Below are 18,761 nucleotides of genomic sequence, written 5' to 3' on the forward strand. Positions count from 1 at the left end.
ATCATTTATTATTTGCCCATGAGATTAAAGCGGTGAAAATATATTATGGAGGTTACAATATGAAGGTTTTACTTTTTGGAGCAACAGGAATGGTTGGTCAAAGTGTATTAAGAGAATGCTTACAAGATCCTTCGGTTAGCTCGATCTACTCAATTGGTCGTAGTACTACAGGGATTCAACATGAAAAATTCTATGAAATTAAGCATTCTAATCTGCTTGATTTATCTCCAATTGAGAGTCAATTATCTGGGTTTGATGCATGTTTTTTTTGTTTAGGTGTTTCATCATTTAGAATGACAGAGGAAGATTATCGTAAGATTACATATGACCTTACATTATCCATTGCACGTACATTATCAATATTGAATCCTCAAATGACTTTTATTTATGTCACTGGATCAGGTACCGATCGTACTGAGAAAGGTCGTATAATGTGGGCTAGAGTGAAGGGAAAAACAGAAAATGACTTGTTAAAGTTACCATTTAAAGCTGCATACATGTTTCGACCAGGTGCAATTATTCCACATAAAGATATAAAATCAAAAACTAAACTATATCAATACGGCTATAACATAACGAAACCTATTTATCCGATGCTAAAAAAAGTCTTTCCAAACTCAATAACAACTTCAGAACAAATTGGTCGATCAATGATCAATATTGCAAAAACTGGTTATCATAAACCATTAATTGAGGTTGAAGATATAAATAGGACAGCAGAAAGGTGATAAGTAAAAAAGGTATAGGGAAAAGATTTATCCGTCTTTCCCCCATTCCTCTCACCATTAAGTATTTAAATATGGAGCTCCTCGTCTTGTGTTGGCTGCTGAAGATGCGTCTTCACTTGTATCTAAGTATGGACTGCCACCTTCGTCATAATTAATTTTATTAGAATCGTTTTCGCTCGTATCCAAGTATGAGTTGGTAGCAACGTGGATATGATTGTCATCAGTTTTTCTTGATTGATTATCTTTTGACATGATTATTTCACCTCTGTATTTATATTTTGTATCGTTATAAATTTTAAATTACAGGTAGTTTGAGGGAATTATTATCCTTTTCAAAGTTTATATCATGTTGTTCTTTTCATTTGTATTGCTAGTATGCCCTTTATCGATTTATTCCCCAACACGATATGCAAGATTATTGGAAAACAACTTACGGTTTAGATATAAAGGGACCTTCACGAGTTGTTCCTGCGCAAATACCAGGTGTCATCACCGTCGTTGCTGTAATCGATACTGGATTTGACTTTAGCCATCCAGATTTAAAGGCTAATGCGGATCTTGCAGGCTCAAAAACATTTACAGTTTCTTCGTCTAATCAATGGTCAAAAGATAGTATTGCTTTCTACTCAAATTATGGAAGTGTAATCGATGTAGCTGCACCTGGAGGAGATAACGGGCCTGTATACGATGGTTTATATCGTCAAAATCCAACAGGTAACTTTTTAAATAAACGTGATTATACATATCGTACTTTGTCTACTTATCCTACATACCCAGTAGGTGTAAATGCAGCTAATCCAAATGGTACAAATGCAACAACACAATTTAGTGATGGAAAATGGCATGGCTATTCATATCTTCATGGAACTTCTATGGCAGCACCAAAAGTTGCCGGTATTGCAGGCATAATTAAAGCAGCTCACCCTGAATATAATCCTTCTCAAGTAGCAGCAGCAATCAAACAAACTGCTCTTGATTATGGTAAAAAAGGACAAGATCCACTTTTTGGTTCTGGTGAGGCAAACATTTTTAATTTCTTATCTAATGACAAATAACAGTAAATAGAATGAAAAAAGGATAGATAATCCAGATGAATTCTAGATTATCTATCCTTTTATTTATTTTATCGTTAGTTTACAGCTACATCTTCTAATACTCGGACAAATTCACCTTTATTTACTGGATAACCAGCTTCAGCGATTTTAACTTTTACAATTTTACCGATCATGTCTTCTGTTCCTTCGAACAAGACTTTTAGATAATTGTCTGTGTAACCAATTAATAGTCCTTCTGCGCCACCTTCAGTATACTTTTCTTCCGGAATAACTTCTAGAACATCTCCATCAAACATTGATGCGTATTCTTTTGCAAGTTGATTTGATAATTCAATTAAACGATGTACACGTTCATTTTTAATTTCTTCGTCAACTTGATCTTCCATACGTGCAGCTGGAGTACCTGTGCGTTTAGAGTATGGGAATACGTGTAATTCAGAGAATTTATTGTCGCGAATGAAATTGTACGTTTCCATGAATTCTTCTTCAGATTCACCTGGGAAACCTACGATTACATCAGATGTAATTGAACAGTTTGGTAAGACTTCGCGTAATTTTTCAATTCTTTCAGCAAATTCAGCCATTGTATATTTACGACGCATACGTTTTAGGACAGTATCTGATCCCGATTGTAATGGTACGTGTAAGTGACGAACTACAATATTTGAATGACGAAGAACTTCAATTACTTCATCCGTAATTTGACTAGCTTCAATTGAAGAAATACGAACACGTTTTAATCCTTCAACTGTTTCTAAATCTTTTAATAGCATTGCTAAGTTGTAATCTTTCATGTCTTGACCGTATCCACCAGTGTGAATACCAGTTAAAACAATTTCCTTATAGCCTGATTCAACTAATTGCGTAGCTTGTTTTACAACTTCTTTTGGATCACGAGAACGCATTAAACCACGTGCCCATGGAATAATACAGAACGTACAGAAGTTGTTACAACCTTCTTGAATTTTTAATGAAGCACGTGTACGGTCAGTAAAAGCAGGTACATCTAACTCTTCATAAACTCGTGCTTTCATAATATTTCCTACGCCATTAATTGGTTGACGCTCTACTCGATATTGCTCGATATAATCTAGCATTTTAGTACGGTCCTGTGTACCAACAACGATATCCACCCCAGGAATTGCCATGATTTCGGCTGGAGATGTTTGTGCATAACATCCAGTTACACAAATTACTGCATCTGGATTTTTACGCACGGCACGACGGATTACTTGTCTACTTTTTTTGTCACCTGTATTTGTAACTGTACAAGTATTAATTACATAAACATCAGCTTTTGTCTCGTATTCAGTTCGTTCATAGCCTGCTGCTTTAAACAGTTGCCAAATTGCTTCCGTTTCGTAATGATTAACTTTACAGCCTAATGTATGAAAAGCTACTTGTGGCATTTCTTCACCCCATTAATTCAAAATGAAAGGAGGCAGCAGCTAAAACATAAAATGGTGCTGTTTCTGTTCGTAGAATTCTTGGTCCAAGTCCACATAGCTTAGCACCTTTTTCTTCTAGCTGATTAACTTCTTTCTCTGACAAACCACCTTCTGGTCCGAAAATTACTAATAATCGTGAACCTTCCTTTAATGACTGGAATGTCTGAACAAGTCCTGCTGATTCTCCTGTTTTTGCACTTTCTTCATATGCAACAATACACCCATCATAATACTGTATTGAATTAAGTAATTGTTGAAAAGATGCTGGCTGTTCCACGGTTGGTACAATAAATCGATATGATTGTTCAGCCGCTTCTTTTGCAATTTTTTGCCATCTATCAACCTTTTTACCAGCTTTTTTATCATCTAATTTAACAATTGATCTAGCTGCAGCAAAAGGTAAAAAACCAGAAGCACCAAGCTCCGTACCTTTTTGTATGATTAACTCTAGTTTATCACCTTTTGGTAGTCCACTAGCAATCGTAATTGATATAGGCAGTTCATTTGTATTCTCAACATATTCTACAACAGCTGCAGTTATTTGTTCACTAGAAATATTTGTAAGTGTACAACGAACAGTTGAAGAACCTGGAACTGTACAAATGATTTCTTGATCTAGCTTCATTCGCATAACATTTGCAATATGATGAGCATCATCACCAGTTATTGTAACAAGATCATTTTGAAGCTGCGTTTCTTCTATAAAATATCTTTGCATATTACATTCCTTGTTCTGGCTTTTTTGCAATAATTGCAACCCAGTCCTCTAAATGTAATACTTCCTTCACTTCAAAACCAACTCGTTTAAGCTCATTTTCGATGTCTTCTTGTTTAGCACCAATAATTCCTGAAGAAATAAATGTTCCACCTGGTTCTAGAACATTAAAGACATCGTCTACGAAACGTAGAATAATTTCAGCAAGTAAATTCGCAACAACTACTTGGAATGGACCTTCAATACCTTGTAGTAAGTTACCTTGTCCAACTTTTATAACATCGTCAACTTTGTTTAATACAACGTTTTCTCTTGCACTTCGAACAGCTACATCGTCTAAGTCATAAGCTTCTATATTTGTAGAGCCAAGTTTAGCAGCTGCAATACTTAATACTCCTGAACCAGTACCTACATCGATTACACGGTCAGTTGATTTAACAACTTTCTCAAGTGCACGAATACACATAACAGTTGTAGGATGAGTACCCGTACCAAACGCCATTCCTGGATCTAATTCGATAATTAATTCATCTGACGATTTGACTTCATACTCTTCCCAAGAAGGTACAATTGTAAATCGATCTGAGATTGAAATTGGATGATAATATTTTTTCCATGCAGTCGCCCAATCTTCTTCGTTTACTTCATGCACAGCAAATGTATTTTTTCCTAAATCAATATCATATGATATTAAATTATTGATTGCTTCTTTTATTCCATCGATCGTATCGTTTAAAAAACTATTCACAGGAAGGTATGCTTTGACGATTACACCTTCCTCTGGATAATCTTTTGGGTTAAGTTGGTAGATTTCACCGTAAACCTGTGCTCGCTCCTTCGTCAAATCAAACACATCCTCTATGACAACACCACTTGCACCAGCTTCGTGTAAAATGTTAGAAATCGGTTCAACCGCATCCTGTGTAGTGTGAATACTTAATTCTGACCATTTCATAAACTACCAACTCCATTCATACTCTCTTCTTTACTTGGCAATACCCTCTAATCATAGTCAGAATTAGAGGGTGCCATTTAAATTACTTCTTCTATTTAGTGTTTCCACTTTTTACCTTTACTAACGTACTGAATTAATAACTTCCTTATTAGTCGCCAAAATTCTTAACTGCACGCTTCAACTTTGTAAAGAAAGAATCGTGTTTGTCGTCTTTTTGACCTTTGCCAATATTGTAAAACTCCTCAAGCAATTCTTTTTGACGGCTTGTTAGTTTTGTTGGTGTGATAACTTTTACGATTACGTGCTGATCACCTTGACCATATCCACGTACATCTTTAATTCCTTTACCTTTTAAACGCATTCTAGTACCAGTTTGCGTTCCAGCAGGAATTTTCGTTTTTACTTTACCATGCAATGTAGGAACTTCAACTTCATCACCTAATGCAGCTTGTGCAAAAGTTAATGGAAGCTCACAGTAAACATCATTTCCGTCACGTTCAAAGAATTCATGCTCACGAACATGGAATGCAATATATAAATCTCCAGCAGGACCACCATTTTTACCTGGTTCTCCTTGGCCTGAAAGTCGGATTTGTTGTCCATCATCGATACCAGCTGGTACTTTAACCATAATTTTCTTACGAGTTTTCACTCGGCCTGCACCATGACAAGTATTACATTTATCTTTAATAATTTGACCAGTACCTTGACAGTGTGAACATGTCGTACGGTTCACAATACGTCCAAATGGCGTATTTTGTTCAACACTCATTTGTCCTGATCCATGACAATGATTACATGTTTCTTTTGATGTACCAGGTTTTGCACCTGAACCACTACATGTATGACATGTTTCTTCAGTTGGAATTTCAATTTCTTTTTCCATTCCAAATGCTGCTTCTTCAAACTGGATCGTCATTGTATATTGTAAATCAGCTCCAGCTCTTGGTGCGTTCGGGTCACGACGTCGTCCACCGCCACCACCAAAAAACTGACTGAAAATATCTTCAAATCCACCGAATCCGCCGCCGCCAAATCCGCCACCGCCGAAACCTTGGTTTGGATCTGTATGACCAAACTGATCATAATGAGCACGTTTTTGATCATCTGATAAATTTTCGTATGCTTCTTGCACCTCTTTAAACTTTTCAGGTGCATCAGGATCCTTATTAACGTCCGGATGATATGTTTTTGCTAATTTACGAAACGATTTTTTTATTTCATCTTGTGATGCACTTTTACTAACACCAAGCACATCATAGTAATCACGTTTACTCATAGTGTTACAATCCGCTCCTTTCACATAAAGAATATTTTAACATATCCTGTGCATTTCTAAAAGAAAAAGAAAAAGTCAAAGCCAAGGCTACCCTGACTTTGACTTCCCTCAATGTTTTAAATATAAATTTTCACTAGTTTCAGGCATCAAACGCCTTCCACTTTTCGTTATTATTTTTCGTCCTTAACTTCAGTAAACTCAGCGTCTACTACATCGTCTTGTTTCGCTCCGCCTTCAGCTCCACCTGCAGCTTGTTGAGCAGCAGCAGCTTGCTCATAAAGCTTCATAGATAAAGCTTGAACGATTTCCGAAAGAGCATCTTTCTTCGTACGAATATCATCTAAGTTACCAGCTTCTAAAGCAGTTTTTAATGCGTCTTTAGCTTCGTTAGCTTTCGTAACCTCTGCTTCTTCAACTTTTCCTTCAAGATCTTTTAAAGTTTTCTCTACTTGGAATACTAATTGATCAGCTTCGTTTTTAAGATCTACTTCTTCTTTACGTTTTGCATCTGCATCAGCATTTAATTCTGCTTCTTTTACCATGCGTTCTACTTCTTCATCACTTAAACCTGAAGAAGATTGAATTACGATGTTTTGTTCTTTTTGAGTACCAAGGTCTTTTGCACGTACTGTTACGATACCATTTTTGTCGATATCAAACGATACTTCAATTTGAGGAATTCCACGTGGTGCTGGTGGGATATCCGATAATTGGAATCGACCTAATGTTTTATTGTCATTAGCCATCGGACGCTCACCTTGTAGTACGTGAATGTCTACAGCAGGTTGATTGTCAGCAGCTGTTGAGAAAACTTGAGATTTACTTGTTGGGATTGTTGTATTACGTTCGATTAACTTAGTAAATACTCCACCCATTGTTTCGATACCTAATGATAATGGTGTTACGTCTAGTAATACTACGTCTTTTACATCACCAGTTAATACTCCACCCTGAATTGCAGCACCTAATGCTACTACTTCATCAGGGTTTACACCTTTGTGTGGTTCTTTTCCTGTTTCTTTTTTGATTGCTTCTTGAACAGCAGGAATTCGAGTTGAACCACCTACTAAAATTACTTTATCAATTTGACTAGCTGTTAAGCCAGAATCCTTCATTGCTTGACGAGTTGGGCCTAAAGTTCTTTCAACTAAGTTGTGAGAAAGCTCTTCAAATTTTGCACGAGTTAAGTTTAACTCTAAGTGTAATGGACCAGCTGCACCCATGCTAATGAATGGTAATGAAATTTGAGTTGAAGTAATACCTGATAAATCTTTTTTCGCTTTTTCAGCAGCATCTTTTAAGCGTTGTAATGCCATTTTATCTTGGCTTAAATCAACACCGTTTTCTTTTTTGAATTCAGCTACTAAGTAATCAATGATCACTTGGTCGAAGTCATCTCCACCTAAACGGTTGTCACCAGCTGTAGCTTTAACTTCAAAAATTCCATCTCCTAATTCAAGGATTGAAACGTCGAATGTACCGCCACCTAAGTCGTAAACTAAGATTGTTTGGTCTTCATCCATTTTATCTAAACCGTATGCTAATGCAGCCGCAGTTGGCTCATTGATGATACGTTCTACTTCTAAACCTGCGATTTTACCAGCATCTTTAGTTGCTTGACGCTCAGCATCATTGAAGTATGCAGGCACTGTAATAACTGCTTTCGTTACTGCTTCACCTAAATAAGCTTCAGCAGATGCTTTTAAGTTTTGAAGAATAATTGCAGAAATCTCTTGTGGAGAAAAATCTTTACCTTCAATGTTTTCTTTATGTGTAGTACCCATATGACGTTTAATTGACATGATTGTGTTAGGGTTTGTGATTGCTTGACGTTTTGCTACTTCCCCAACTTGACGCTCACCATTTTTGAACGCAACAACTGACGGAGTTGTACGTCCACCCTCTGGATTCGGAATTACTTTTGGCTCTCCACCTTCTAATACTGCGACACAAGAGTTAGTTGTACCTAAGTCAATACCAATAATTTTACTCATTGCATGTTCCTCCTAAAATTTACATAAGTTATATTTTAGTTTTTTTAAAAAAATTTTATATTTATGTTAGCGATTTAAATAGACGCTTAACTAATTACTCGTTTACTTTTACCATTGATGGACGAATTACTCTGTCCTTTAGCTTATAGCCTTTTTGGAATTCTTGTAAAACTTCATTAGATGGTTTAGAATCATCACTTTCTTGCATTACAGCCTGATGGACATTCGGATCGAATTGTTCACCTAGTGCTGGGATTTCTTCTACACCTTCTTTTTTCACAGCTTCAACAAGTAAACGGTAAACCATTTCCATACCTTGTTTTAAAGAAGCAGTTTGCTCGTCTGTTGCTTCAACTTGTAGTGCACGTTCGAAATTATCTAGTACTGGTAATAAATCAGTTACTAAACTTTGAGCACGATAAGTCATTAAAGATTGTTGGTCTAAAAGTGCACGACGTTTATAATTTTCGAAATCAGCATGTAGACGTAAGTACTTATTTTCCTTCTCATCCACTTCAGCACGAAGTTTTTGAAGCTCTTCTTCAGAAGAATTCACATTGTCAGTTTTCTCTTCTGTATTTTCTTCTGTAAAGATTGAAGGTTCTTCAACAGTAGTTTCTTCATTCACTACTTCTTCATTTAAAAGTTCTTCCTGACGTTCTGTCATGTCACCTTCACCTCCTATTTTTTTATATGTAATCCATTGTTTCTTTTCACAATGGATTTATTCAACATCCTTAGATGAAAATAATAAATTCAATTGCCCTGTTATTAAATGCATTAATGAGATTACTCGGGAGTATTCCATTCGAGTTGGTCCTAATACTGCGATTGTACCAATTTGATCTTCACCTAATGAATAGGTTGCGCTTATGATACTTACATTTTCTAATCCAGACTTTTCATTTTCCTTACCAATTTTGACACTTAAACCCATCTGTTCAAAAGGAATAATACTTTTTAGTTCATCTTGCTTTTCAATCATGTTTAACAATACTTTCATTGTCTCAACATTATGAAATTCTGGTTGAGCTAAAATATTCGTTTTTCCACTTAAAATCAGCTTTTGTTCAATCGGTACGTCAATAGTGCCACCAATCATCTTAATAACACTTTCATAATTCGAAATATGCGTACGTAAAATCATTGCAATTTCTTTATAAAGCTTGTCATTTATTTGATGAATTGGAACATTTACTAGTCGCTCATTTAAAATATTTACCATTTTCTCAATATCACTCATTGACACACCAGGTGGTATAGTTACTGTTCGATTTTTAACAATACCTGTGTCTGTCACAATAATTGATACTGCTGTATTAGGTCCTATTGGAATAAGCTGAATATTTTTAAGCTTATTTTCAGTAACTTTTGGTCCTAGAGCAATTGTTGTGTAATTTGTTAAATCAGATAGTATATCGGCTGAATTTTTCACAAGCTTTTCTATTTCAAAAATACGCTCGGCAAAAATACCTTTTATCGAACGAACATCATCGTCATTAACAATTTGTGGTGATAACAGATGGTCTACATAAAAACGATACCCTTTTTCAGAAGGGATTCGACCTGCAGAGCTATGAGGCTTTTCAATATAACCAAGTTCCTCTAAATCAGCCATCTCATTTCGTATCGTTGCGGAACTAAATGAAATACCTTCCTTTTTAGATAAACTCCTTGAACCAACAGGTTGTGCCATGCGAATAAAGTCATCGATAATAATTTGGAGTATCAATAACTGTCTTTCAGTCAACATGTTTATCACCTCTATTAGCACTCTTATCTAGTGAGTGCTAAATATATTATTAACTTAACAAATCCTTTATACGATGTCAAGAAGTTAAGGGCGGGAAAAAAGAAGTGCAGGATTAATGGAGTAGGAAATATTAAATACATCAGATCTAACTTATCTAATCCGCTTCTCCTGCTGTTCACACTTACTGCTTTTAAAGTAAAAATGCTTGAAATACTTCGTTTCCTAGTAACTTCCCTTTGTGGGTTAATCGAAGAAATACTCCATTCATCTCGACTAAGCCATCTTTCATTAGTTTTTCAATTACGTTCGGAAATACTTCATTAAAGTTTGAACCAAATTTTTCTTGGAACTTTCTTTCCGAAACGCCCTGCATTTTACGTAAGCCTAAAAACATTTCTTCTTCCATCTTTTCTTGCTTCGTTACCGTATGCTCATGAACAATTGGGACACCAGTATCATCTATCAACTGAAAATATTTCTTTAATGGTCCTGCATTCGAATATCGAATTCCATTAATATAACCATGTGCTCCTGCACCAAATCCAAAATACTCATCATTATTCCAATAAACAAGATTATGCTTACTTTCTAACCCATTTTTTTCAAAATTGCTGATTTCATATTGATGAAAGCCCTTTTTCTCTAAATAATTCATTAAAAAGTCATACATAGCCGCTTCATCTTCTTCTGGGGCTGGTTTAAGCTTGCCCCTATTCATTTCTATGTAAAAAACCGTTTTTGGTTCAATAATTAATGAATATGCTGAGATATGCTGAATCGGTAACTTCATTGCTTTATCTAAAGAATCAACAAATTGTTCCATTGTTTGACCAGGTAATGCATACATCAAATCAAGATTAATATTATCAATTCCAACTTCTTTGGCGGTTTGAATTGCTTCTTCTATCTCATTCGGTGAATGTGTTCTTCCAATCTTTTTCAGTAAACCTTCATTAAATGTTTGAGCTCCAAAACTAATTCGATTCACTCCACCATCTTTTAAGATCTGAAGCTTCTCTTTTGAAATTTCATTTGGATTACTTTCAAATGTCATTTCGATTTCTTTTTTTCCTTTAATCATATGTTTATTAATTATTTCGATTAAGCGCTCAGTTTGAGGTAATGTTAATGCAGTTGGAGTTCCTCCACCTACAAAAACTGTCTTCAAATCTGAAATCGGATTTCTTTTTAAACTTTCAACAATTTCTTTCTCTAAATATTCTAAATATTGATCAACCGGCTGACGGTCCATCATAAATTTATTAAAATCGCAGTAGTAACAAATCTGCTGACAAAATGGTATATGAATATAAACGGAAGATGCCATACCTTCTCCTCTTTTCTATGTGAAAAGCCCCTGATTCAATACCATCTAAGGTGCAGATTCAGGGACTTTTGTTGATTTTAACTTTATGATTGTATATTTTCTTATCATATTTGTCTAATTAATCGCTTTACTCTTGTTAATCATTATTTACATCTTACTTTTTATTAATAACAATTTGAGTAAAAAAATAATGATTCTTAAATTAAAAATGCCACCGTAAATAAATTACGGTGGTATTTTTAGGATGAATTCCTATTAATTATTAGTCATCCATACGTAAAACAGCCATGAATGCCTCTTGTGGAACCTCTACAGATCCAACAGCTTTCATTCGCTTTTTACCTTCTTTTTGCTTATCTAATAGCTTACGTTTACGAGAGATATCCCCACCATAACATTTTGCTAATACGTTTTTACCCATTGATTTAATTGTTGAACGAGCAACGATTTTTTGTCCAATTGCCGCTTGAACTGGTACTTCGAACTGTTGTCTTGGAATAAGTTCTTTTAATTTTTCAACAATAATTTTTCCACGATCATAAGCAGCGTCTCTATGAACGATAAATGATAGAGCATCTACTTGTTCACCGTTTAATAAAATATCCATTTTCACAAGTTTAGACGCTTTGTAGCCAATTAACTCATAGTCAAATGAAGCATAGCCTTTTGTACTTGATTTTAATTGGTCAAAGAAATCATAAACAATTTCAGATAATGGAATTTCGTATGTTAACGTTACGCGGTTTGCATCTAAGTATTGCATATCGATAAAGTTACCGCGTTTCTTTTGACAAAGCTCCATGATTGCTCCTACAAAATCATTTGGAACCATAATTTTTGCTTTTACATAAGGCTCTTCCACTCGATCAATTGATTGAGGGTCAGGCATATGTGCTGGATTATCAACTGTAATCGTTTCGCCTTTTGTTGTGTAAACACTATAAATAACACTTGGTGCTGTTGTAATTAAATCAATTTTGAATTCACGTTCAATACGCTCTTGAATGATTTCCATGTGTAATAATCCTAAAAACCCACAACGGAAACCAAATCCTAAAGCTTGTGAAGTTTCTGCTTCAAATTGTAGAGCTGCATCATTTAATTGAAGCTTTTCAAGTGCATCACGTAAATCATTATATTTAGAAGTATCAATTGGATATAATCCACAGAATACCATAGGATTTAATTTACGATAACCTGGTAGTGGCTCAGTTGCTGGATTTTCAGCAAGGGTAATTGTATCCCCAACGCGAGTATCTCCAACATTCTTAATAGAAGCTGTTAAGAAACCTACGTCACCTACAGTTAATTCTTCACGTTGTGTAGTGCGAGGAGTGAATACTCCAGCTTCAACTACTTCGAATTCCTTACCTGTAGCCATCATTCTAATTTTTTGCCCTACTTTTACAGTACCTTCTACGATACGAATATAAGCTACAACACCACGATATGGATCGAATAATGAATCAAAAATAAGTGCTTTTAAAGGCGCATCTGGATCACCTGTTGGAGCTGGTACTTTTGCTACAACTTGTTCTAGAATTTCTTCTATTCCGATTCCTGCTTTAGCAGATGCTAATACCGCTTCAGAAGCATCTAATCCAATTACATCTTCAACTTCTTGTCTTACACGTTCAGGCTCTGCACTCGGTAAGTCAATCTTATTAATAACTGGTAAAATTTCTAAATCATTGTCTAAAGCTAAATATACATTCGCCAATGTTTGTGCTTCGATACCTTGTGCAGCATCAACTACAAGAATTGCGCCTTCACAAGCTGCTAAACTACGTGAAACTTCATACGTGAAGTCGACATGTCCAGGTGTATCAATTAAATGAAGAATATATTCTTCTCCATTTTTAGCTTTATATTGTAACTGCACAGCATTTAATTTAATGGTAATTCCACGTTCACGCTCTAAATCCATTGAGTCTAATAGCTGAGACTTCATCTCACGCTGAGTTAATGCATTTGTTTTCTCAAGAATTCTATCTGCTAATGTAGATTTTCCATGGTCAATGTGTGCGATGATTGAAAAGTTTCTAATTCTCTTTTGTCTTTCTGATCTTGACTCTTTCTTCATTTCATCACTCCTAAATTTCTCGACAGCATAGATAGTTTTGATTATATCAAAAAAATAGGGAAATATTCAATCTCTATTAGCAGTATATGTCGAATGAAGTTTAGAAGGTCTAATTAAAGCTATCAATAATAGAAGGAATTTTTTCAACAATCTTAACCCCTTTTTCAGTTACATACGTAACAAAATGGGATAGTCCTTTACCAACAACTGTAAAATAATTAAATGCCCCTAATCTTTCTAAATGATCTTCTCTAATTGCAAGTCCTTCTTTCGTGTAATCTTTTCCAAAGAGTACTGGACCAGCTTTCCCATCTTCTTTTGAAATTTTTACTACATCGTCTACGTGATAGTAATCAGTCGAAGTAACTTTACTTATTCCATCTTTCGCAACTTGCATACAAGTAATGATTGTTATCGAAAAAATGATAATTAGCGTAAAATACCGAACCATATATTTCATTTGTTTCTCCTCACTTACTAACTATTAATGAGTATATGAGCCCATATTGTCTTGATTAATTTTAGAATGCAGAGCAGCGTTCATACCGCCAGCAATAATATTTGCCATATCTTCAATAAAAGTATCCACTTCTTTTGGTGTAACCATTAAGTTATGACCTAGTGGTGACAGTACTTCATGAATTAATTTCCGTTTCTCATTCTCTTCAAGTGTTCCTACAATCCCCATAAATGCCATTCGTTCCTTTTCACTAGGCATATCTTCGTCTGTATACTTTTTCTTTTCTCCAAATGCCATTCCTGAAGGGATTAGCGCTTTAGCAGGCTTGTCTCCCTCTTTTATTTCACGTCCAAAATGTTTTAAAATGAAGTCAATGGTATCACTTGTAATAGCAACAGCATCAACAACAGTTGGAACGCCTATAGCAATTACCGGAATACCTAGTGTTTCTTTACTTAATTCCTTACGTTTATTCCCTATTCCGGAACCAGGATGAATGCCATTATCTGTAATTTGGATTGTTGTATTAACTCGCTCAATGGACCTAGCTGCAAGTGCATCGATCGCAATAACAAAATCTGGTTTTACTTTATCAATGACACCTGAAATAATATCGCTCGTTTCAATACCAGTTATCCCCATTACACCAGGGGATAAAGCACAAACCGGACGATAACCATTTTGTACACTTTCAGGCTGTAGTTCAAAAAGATGCTTCGTAACAACTAAATTTTCAACAACCATTGGACCAAGTGCATCAGGCGTCACATTCCAATTTCCTAATCCGACTACTAAACAAGTTTGATCTTCCATAATGCCTAAATTTTTTAGGAATGCAGAAAACTCGTTTGCAAAAACTTTCTCAACCTTATCTTGCAGTTCAGTATCTTGTTCACGAATACCTTGAACTTGAAGTGTTAAATAATTCCCTGGCTTTTTACCGATTCTTTCTGATGCCGATTCTTTAATATGAACATGAGAAATACTTACACCATCTGCTTCACGTTCTTTGACGATTACGCCGGTAATTTCTTCCTTTGTCTGTTCACGCTCCTCGAGCATTTCTTTTGCCTCTACTGCTAAATCTGTTCGAACACTATATTGACTTAAATCTAACTCACTCATTTATCTAGCCTCCACAATACTCATCGAAATTTAACATTTCTCTTCTTAACTAGTTTAGCTAGATGTTAACAATTCTAAACGAATTGTTTATTTTTCTTTTGAAAAGGCGAAAATAGCTTTATGAATTCTATTGCCAAATGGGACTTGTTTTGATAAAATAAGTTTTGTTCTATTTGTATTCGAGGCAAATTTCTCGACTGCATTCGGGAGGTGAAAGGTATGCCAAATATTAAATCAGCTATTAAACGTGTAAAAACAGCTGAAGCTCATCGTGCTCACAACGCATCTCTAAAATCAGAAATGCGTACTGCAGTGAAAACTGTTGAAGCTTTAGTTACTAATAACGAAACTGAAAAAGCGCAAGAAGCTTTATTAACTGCTTCTAAAAAATTAGATAAAGCTGTTAACAGCAATCTAATCCACAAAAACGCTGCTTCACGTCAAAAGTCTCGTTTAGCTAAAAAAATTAACGCTATGAACGCGTAATGAATTAAATGGTGTCTCATCTGAGACACCATTTTTTCGTGCAATAAAGTTTTTCACTAGCGTTTTTTAATTCATATTTGCAATCGAACCATATATGTTAGTTTTAAAAGATTGGATCGCTTATCAAATAAGTTTATTACATTCTTGAATCATAAACTCCATATAATCACTTTTGATGTAATATCTTTTTCCTTAAATGTATAATAAAGTCGAGAAACTCCCAAAATCCCCCATTCAATACTTCTTAAACTGACATATAAATTCAAGTATTTAACTGTAGAGAGCTTCTTACAATCGTTTACCCAGCTAAGCCAATAAGAATTAAGATTATCTCCCATATTAGATAGTATTGTATCCCAGTTTACCGAGATATCCACATCATCAATATTTAGTCCTCTGACAGTTATTCCGTATTTTTTTATTTGGAAAGTATCGATTGAGTTCTTTTGAAACTTATGTAAACCTTGAAACTTCCCATCATTGAAATACTTGAATTTCTGTCTTCATTTAAGGACTCGATATCCTCATTAAGAATATACCACCCATCCAATAAAGTATTAGGAAATTTTCTTTGCACATTTTTATGAATTTCTTTCAGCATTTCTAAATCGGCATCAGATACTTTGCGCTTAACAACAGTAATAAAATCGATATCACTAAATCCATTTTTAAAAGCACCCCATGTAATCGATCCATAAAGATAAAAAGAATCGATTAAATTGGGTATTTTTAAATCAATATAATGAAAGTATGTATCTAAAACACCGTTGATATCTTTAGGAATTTCCTTCATTCACTCACCCATCTCCCAAATAGCATTATTCGGTAAATATTCACAAATACTTCATTATAACAAATTGTAAAAGGTTATAGACTGAAAATGGCAGCCTATTTATATCATAAAAATGGCAGTCCAATTTAATGCTATTGGACTGCCATTTTATTTGTTTTTTAATTTTAAAATTTAAAAATGAATTTGTTACAATTATTTATTTAATTGAAGAATCAACATTTCAAGGATCATGATCTTATCTCCTTGACCAGTCTTCATTTTATAATCAACTTCAGCAATTAATCGTATTGCTTCTTTCAATTCACTTGCTTGAAAGTTATTCGCTTGCTTTTGTCCATAAAACACTCTTCCCGGTGATACACCAACTGATGAGGCAATTTGATTATTTGAATATCCACTACTTGATAATTGTTTTATTCCGTACAATAATCTAAACTGACTAGCTAACAATGCAACAATTTTTATCGGTTCTTCACCTATAAATAATAATTCATGAAGAATTTTAAGTGCCACAGTTGTCTGTCTTACTGCTGTTTTTTCGATAAGAGCAAAAACGTTTTGTTCAATTGTTTTTGCTACCATCATTTCTACTAGGTCAGCATCAACTTCTCCTTCATTCCCAATAAACAATTGTAGCTTCTCACATTCAAGTTTTAAGATTGATAAATTATTTCCAACGAGTAATTTTAATTTTTCAATTGCTTCTTTCGTAATCGTCACATTCCCAGTGAACCGCTCTTTAATCCAGCCGTCTAAATTACTCGTTTCAACAGGATGACACTCAACTAACTCTACTTGTTTTTTTATTGCTTTTGTTACTTTTTTCCGCTCATCCAGTTTTTCAAAAGGAGCAACAAAAACAACAGTAGTAAAAGGAGCAGGATTTTCAATATAATCAAATAGCGGTTCTATATCTTGTATAATTTTTTCTTTTTGAGCTGTTAAAAACAAACATGATTTTATGATGATGACTTTGTTTCCACCGAAAAAGGACGGTGTTTGAGCATCCTCAAGAGCTTCACTTAAATAAGACTCTTTTAAATCATATGTTTGATAGTTAAAATCATCAATTTCTCCTTGTAAAGCTGCTTTCACGATTAAGTTTTCTGCTTCTTGAAGTAAAAAATCTTCAGTACCTACCAATAAATACATTGGCGACACGTTCTTTTTCAATTTTTTATGTAAATCATTAATCATGTTTTGCACCTCTACACTAATTTTCTTAGTATAGTATAACATGTCCTACATGAGAAGGAAGAGATTAGTAAATACTAATCTCTAATTTATATTAACGTTTTAAATAAAGACCCGGTTTCTTCATTTAAAACGGTATAACTAAAACAAACATACTATGGATTTTTTAGTTAGATTGATTTATACTAAAATTGAATTAGGAGGGGTTATTTGTGAATACTTTTGAAAAAAATGTTCAAAGCAAACGTAATGATTCAACAGATTCTGGCGTTGGCTTTGCTGTTTCATTTGGTTTCTTCGCAACTCTATTTATCATCGCAACAATTGTGGAGTTTGTTACGCGATAATACATAGAATCAAATGACGGGACTGCCTCGGCAGTCTTTTTTAATTTCCTTCTTGGTTTCTGTTATTTGTTTTACGATATGCTTTAAATGTATATATGGTACCTTGTCCTCTTTTAAATTCATAAGTTATTGCACCAAGTTCATCAGTACGTAAGATTTTAACATTGTACTTTTTTAATCGATCAAGTACTTCTTTTGTTGGATGACCATATCGATTTTTTTCTCCAACTGAAATAATGCCAATTTTAGGCTTAACTGCTTTAATAAATTTTTCGGAAGTGGATGTTTTGCTCCCATGATGTCCTATTTTCAAAACATCTGCCTTTAAATCAGGATATTTAGAAATCAGCCGAATTTCTCCATTTTCATCTAAATCACCTGAAAATATCCAATTTATCCCGCCTATGTGTGCCTTTAAAACAATTGACCCTTGGTTTTCCTCACCTACATAGTCTTTAATTGGTGAAATCACCTGAAAATTGTTTGCACCGATTTTCCAACTCATACCTTCGCTTATTTTTTTAATCTCGACTCCATTTTTTATGGCTATATTAATTCTTTCTTTTTCTGCTGAAGTAAATTTCGTCTTGTCACCTACGATTAATTGTTTTACATTAAATGACTGTAGCACCTCCTTTCCACCTCCAATATGATCAATGTCACCATGAGTAAATATTAATTTATCTATTTTACTAATTCCTTCTCCTTTTAATATTGGAATTAATAAATCATTGCCAGTTGAAAATGGTTTTTTACGCTTCATCCACGTTTCTTCTTTTCCAGTTAACTTACCTCCTGTATCAATTACATAATTCCCTTTATTAAAAGGCAATTTTATAAGTATACAGTCACCTTGTCCTACATCTATAAATATAATCTTTCCAACTGGGTTAATAGAGGGATATAATAAATGCCCTAAAATAAGAATAAAAAATACAATCAGGCAATTCATCAATAATTTCTTCCCCTTCTGGCTTTCCATAAAGTATAAAATTAAAAATATTAGCACGATATATATA

General features: G+C 34.4%; 18 protein-coding genes and 1 pseudogene. 4 read left to right on the top strand and 15 right to left on the bottom strand.

All coding sequences use genetic code 11. The features are described 5' to 3' along the window. The coding region (locus CN514_RS17245) for a Rossmann-fold NAD(P)-binding domain-containing protein (RefSeq protein ID WP_353652076.1) at window positions 1–728 on the top strand (728 nt) is incomplete at its 5' end. Between the two features lie 57 nt (window positions 729–785). Here the strand turns inward: CN514_RS17245 and CN514_RS17250 are convergent. Then, on the bottom strand, window positions 786–980 hold the full coding sequence (locus tag CN514_RS17250) for a hypothetical protein (protein ID WP_098233662.1): 195 nt from the start codon (window positions 978–980) through the stop codon (window positions 786–788). 149 nt (window positions 981–1,129) lie between these two features. Here CN514_RS17250 and CN514_RS17255 point away from each other — a divergent pair. Then, window positions 1,130–1,783 (top strand): annotated as a pseudogene (locus CN514_RS17255) (S8 family serine peptidase); the annotation flags it as partial. Between the two features lie 74 nt (window positions 1,784–1,857). Here the strand turns inward: CN514_RS17255 and mtaB are convergent. The 11 genes from mtaB to gpr form a co-directional block, all read right to left on the bottom strand. Then, a complete protein-coding gene (gene mtaB, locus CN514_RS17260) occupies window positions 1,858–3,192 on the bottom strand; it encodes a tRNA (N(6)-L-threonylcarbamoyladenosine(37)-C(2))-methylthiotransferase MtaB (RefSeq protein WP_098233663.1) in 1,335 nt (444 codons plus the stop codon). 4 nt (window positions 3,193–3,196) lie between these two features. Beyond that, window positions 3,197–3,949, bottom strand: coding sequence for a 16S rRNA (uracil(1498)-N(3))-methyltransferase (locus tag CN514_RS17265; RefSeq protein WP_098233664.1), 753 nt, complete (start codon window positions 3,947–3,949; stop codon window positions 3,197–3,199). Window position 3,950: 1 nt separating this feature from the next. Further along, entirely contained in the window at window positions 3,951–4,901 is a 951-nt protein-coding gene (gene prmA / locus CN514_RS17270) for a 50S ribosomal protein L11 methyltransferase (protein ID WP_097978147.1), read from the bottom strand. A 148-nt stretch (window positions 4,902–5,049) separates the two neighbouring features. Continuing rightward, window positions 5,050–6,180, bottom strand: coding sequence for a molecular chaperone DnaJ (dnaJ, locus tag CN514_RS17275; protein WP_098233665.1), 1,131 nt, complete (start codon window positions 6,178–6,180; stop codon window positions 5,050–5,052). Between the two features lie 170 nt (window positions 6,181–6,350). Then, a complete protein-coding gene (gene dnaK / locus CN514_RS17280) occupies window positions 6,351–8,174 on the bottom strand; it encodes a molecular chaperone DnaK (protein ID WP_098233666.1) in 1,824 nt (607 codons plus the stop codon). Between the two features lie 94 nt (window positions 8,175–8,268). Next, a complete protein-coding gene (gene grpE / locus CN514_RS17285; RefSeq protein WP_056472839.1) occupies window positions 8,269–8,841 on the bottom strand; it encodes a nucleotide exchange factor GrpE in 573 nt (190 codons plus the stop codon). Window positions 8,842–8,898: 57 nt separating this feature from the next. Continuing rightward, window positions 8,899–9,927, bottom strand: coding sequence for a heat-inducible transcriptional repressor HrcA (gene hrcA, locus CN514_RS17290; RefSeq protein WP_069035094.1), 1,029 nt, complete (start codon window positions 9,925–9,927; stop codon window positions 8,899–8,901). Window positions 9,928–10,117: 190 nt separating this feature from the next. Then, window positions 10,118–11,254 carry a radical SAM family heme chaperone HemW gene (gene hemW / locus CN514_RS17295; RefSeq protein WP_098233667.1) on the bottom strand — a complete coding sequence of 379 codons (1,137 nt, stop codon included), beginning with the start codon at window positions 11,252–11,254 and terminating at the stop codon, window positions 10,118–10,120. A 262-nt stretch (window positions 11,255–11,516) separates the two neighbouring features. Further along, window positions 11,517–13,337: a translation elongation factor 4 gene (gene lepA, locus CN514_RS17300; RefSeq protein WP_098233668.1), complete on the bottom strand. Its 1,821-nt coding sequence runs from the start codon at window positions 13,335–13,337 to the stop codon at window positions 11,517–11,519. 109 nt (window positions 13,338–13,446) lie between these two features. Next, window positions 13,447–13,797, bottom strand: a complete 351-nt coding sequence (locus CN514_RS17305; protein ID WP_069035097.1) for a DUF3679 domain-containing protein — start codon at window positions 13,795–13,797, stop codon at window positions 13,447–13,449. A gap of 24 nt (window positions 13,798–13,821) precedes the next feature. Beyond that, entirely contained in the window at window positions 13,822–14,922 is a 1,101-nt protein-coding gene (gene gpr / locus CN514_RS17310) for a GPR endopeptidase (RefSeq protein WP_098233669.1), read from the bottom strand. A gap of 219 nt (window positions 14,923–15,141) precedes the next feature. Between gpr and rpsT the strand changes: the two genes are divergently transcribed. Beyond that, window positions 15,142–15,408, top strand: coding sequence for a 30S ribosomal protein S20 (rpsT, locus tag CN514_RS17315; RefSeq protein ID WP_098233670.1), 267 nt, complete (start codon window positions 15,142–15,144; stop codon window positions 15,406–15,408). 418 nt (window positions 15,409–15,826) lie between these two features. On the opposite strand, the gene CN514_RS17320 is transcribed toward rpsT, so the two are convergent. Together CN514_RS17320 and holA are read right to left on the bottom strand one after the other, a co-directional pair. Then, a complete protein-coding gene (locus CN514_RS17320; RefSeq protein WP_098233671.1) occupies window positions 15,827–16,201 on the bottom strand; it encodes a nucleotidyltransferase domain-containing protein in 375 nt (124 codons plus the stop codon). Window positions 16,202–16,393: 192 nt separating this feature from the next. Continuing rightward, the gene (holA, locus tag CN514_RS17325) at window positions 16,394–17,398 is read right to left on the bottom strand and encodes a DNA polymerase III subunit delta (RefSeq protein WP_176525948.1); all 1,005 of its coding nucleotides are present in this window, start codon (window positions 17,396–17,398) and stop codon (window positions 16,394–16,396) included. A gap of 209 nt (window positions 17,399–17,607) precedes the next feature. Between holA and CN514_RS17330 the strand changes: the two genes are divergently transcribed. Further along, the gene (locus tag CN514_RS17330) at window positions 17,608–17,742 is read left to right on the top strand and encodes a YqzM family protein (protein WP_097978154.1); all 135 of its coding nucleotides are present in this window, start codon (window positions 17,608–17,610) and stop codon (window positions 17,740–17,742) included. A gap of 40 nt (window positions 17,743–17,782) precedes the next feature. Here the strand turns inward: CN514_RS17330 and CN514_RS17335 are convergent. Beyond that, the coding region (locus CN514_RS17335) for a DNA internalization-related competence protein ComEC/Rec2 (protein ID WP_217993934.1) at window positions 17,783–18,761 on the bottom strand (979 nt) is incomplete at its 5' end.

It is taken from the genome of Bacillus sp. AFS001701 (assembly GCF_002559405.1).
Taxonomy (GTDB): Bacteria; Bacillota; Bacilli; order Bacillales; family Bacillaceae_G; genus Gottfriedia.

Coding starts and splice junctions, on each gene's coding strand:
- dnaJ (WP_098233665.1), bottom strand. CDS start 6,180: ATGAGTAAACGTGATTACTATGATGTGCTTGGTGTTAGTAAAAGTGCA.
- hrcA (WP_069035094.1), bottom strand. CDS start 9,927: ATGTTGACTGAAAGACAGTTATTGATACTCCAAATTATTATCGATGAC.
- CN514_RS17250 (WP_098233662.1), bottom strand. CDS start 980: ATGTCAAAAGATAATCAATCAAGAAAAACTGATGACAATCATATCCAC.
- rpsT (WP_098233670.1), top strand. CDS start 15,142: ATGCCAAATATTAAATCAGCTATTAAACGTGTAAAAACAGCTGAAGCT.
- grpE (WP_056472839.1), bottom strand. CDS start 8,841: ATGACAGAACGTCAGGAAGAACTTTTAAATGAAGAAGTAGTGAATGAA.
- holA (WP_176525948.1), bottom strand. CDS start 17,398: ATGATTAATGATTTACATAAAAAATTGAAAAAGAACGTGTCGCCAATG.
- dnaK (WP_098233666.1), bottom strand. CDS start 8,174: ATGAGTAAAATTATTGGTATTGACTTAGGTACAACTAACTCTTGTGTC.
- hemW (WP_098233667.1), bottom strand. CDS start 11,254: ATGGCATCTTCCGTTTATATTCATATACCATTTTGTCAGCAGATTTGT.
- CN514_RS17320 (WP_098233671.1), bottom strand. CDS start 16,201: ATGAAGGAAATTCCTAAAGATATCAACGGTGTTTTAGATACATACTTT.
- gpr (WP_098233669.1), bottom strand. CDS start 14,922: ATGAGTGAGTTAGATTTAAGTCAATATAGTGTTCGAACAGATTTAGCA.
- CN514_RS17305 (WP_069035097.1), bottom strand. CDS start 13,797: ATGAAATATATGGTTCGGTATTTTACGCTAATTATCATTTTTTCGATA.
- CN514_RS17265 (WP_098233664.1), bottom strand. CDS start 3,949: ATGCAAAGATATTTTATAGAAGAAACGCAGCTTCAAAATGATCTTGTT.
- prmA (WP_097978147.1), bottom strand. CDS start 4,901: ATGAAATGGTCAGAATTAAGTATTCACACTACACAGGATGCGGTTGAA.
- lepA (WP_098233668.1), bottom strand. CDS start 13,337: ATGAAGAAAGAGTCAAGATCAGAAAGACAAAAGAGAATTAGAAACTTT.
- mtaB (WP_098233663.1), bottom strand. CDS start 3,192: ATGCCACAAGTAGCTTTTCATACATTAGGCTGTAAAGTTAATCATTAC.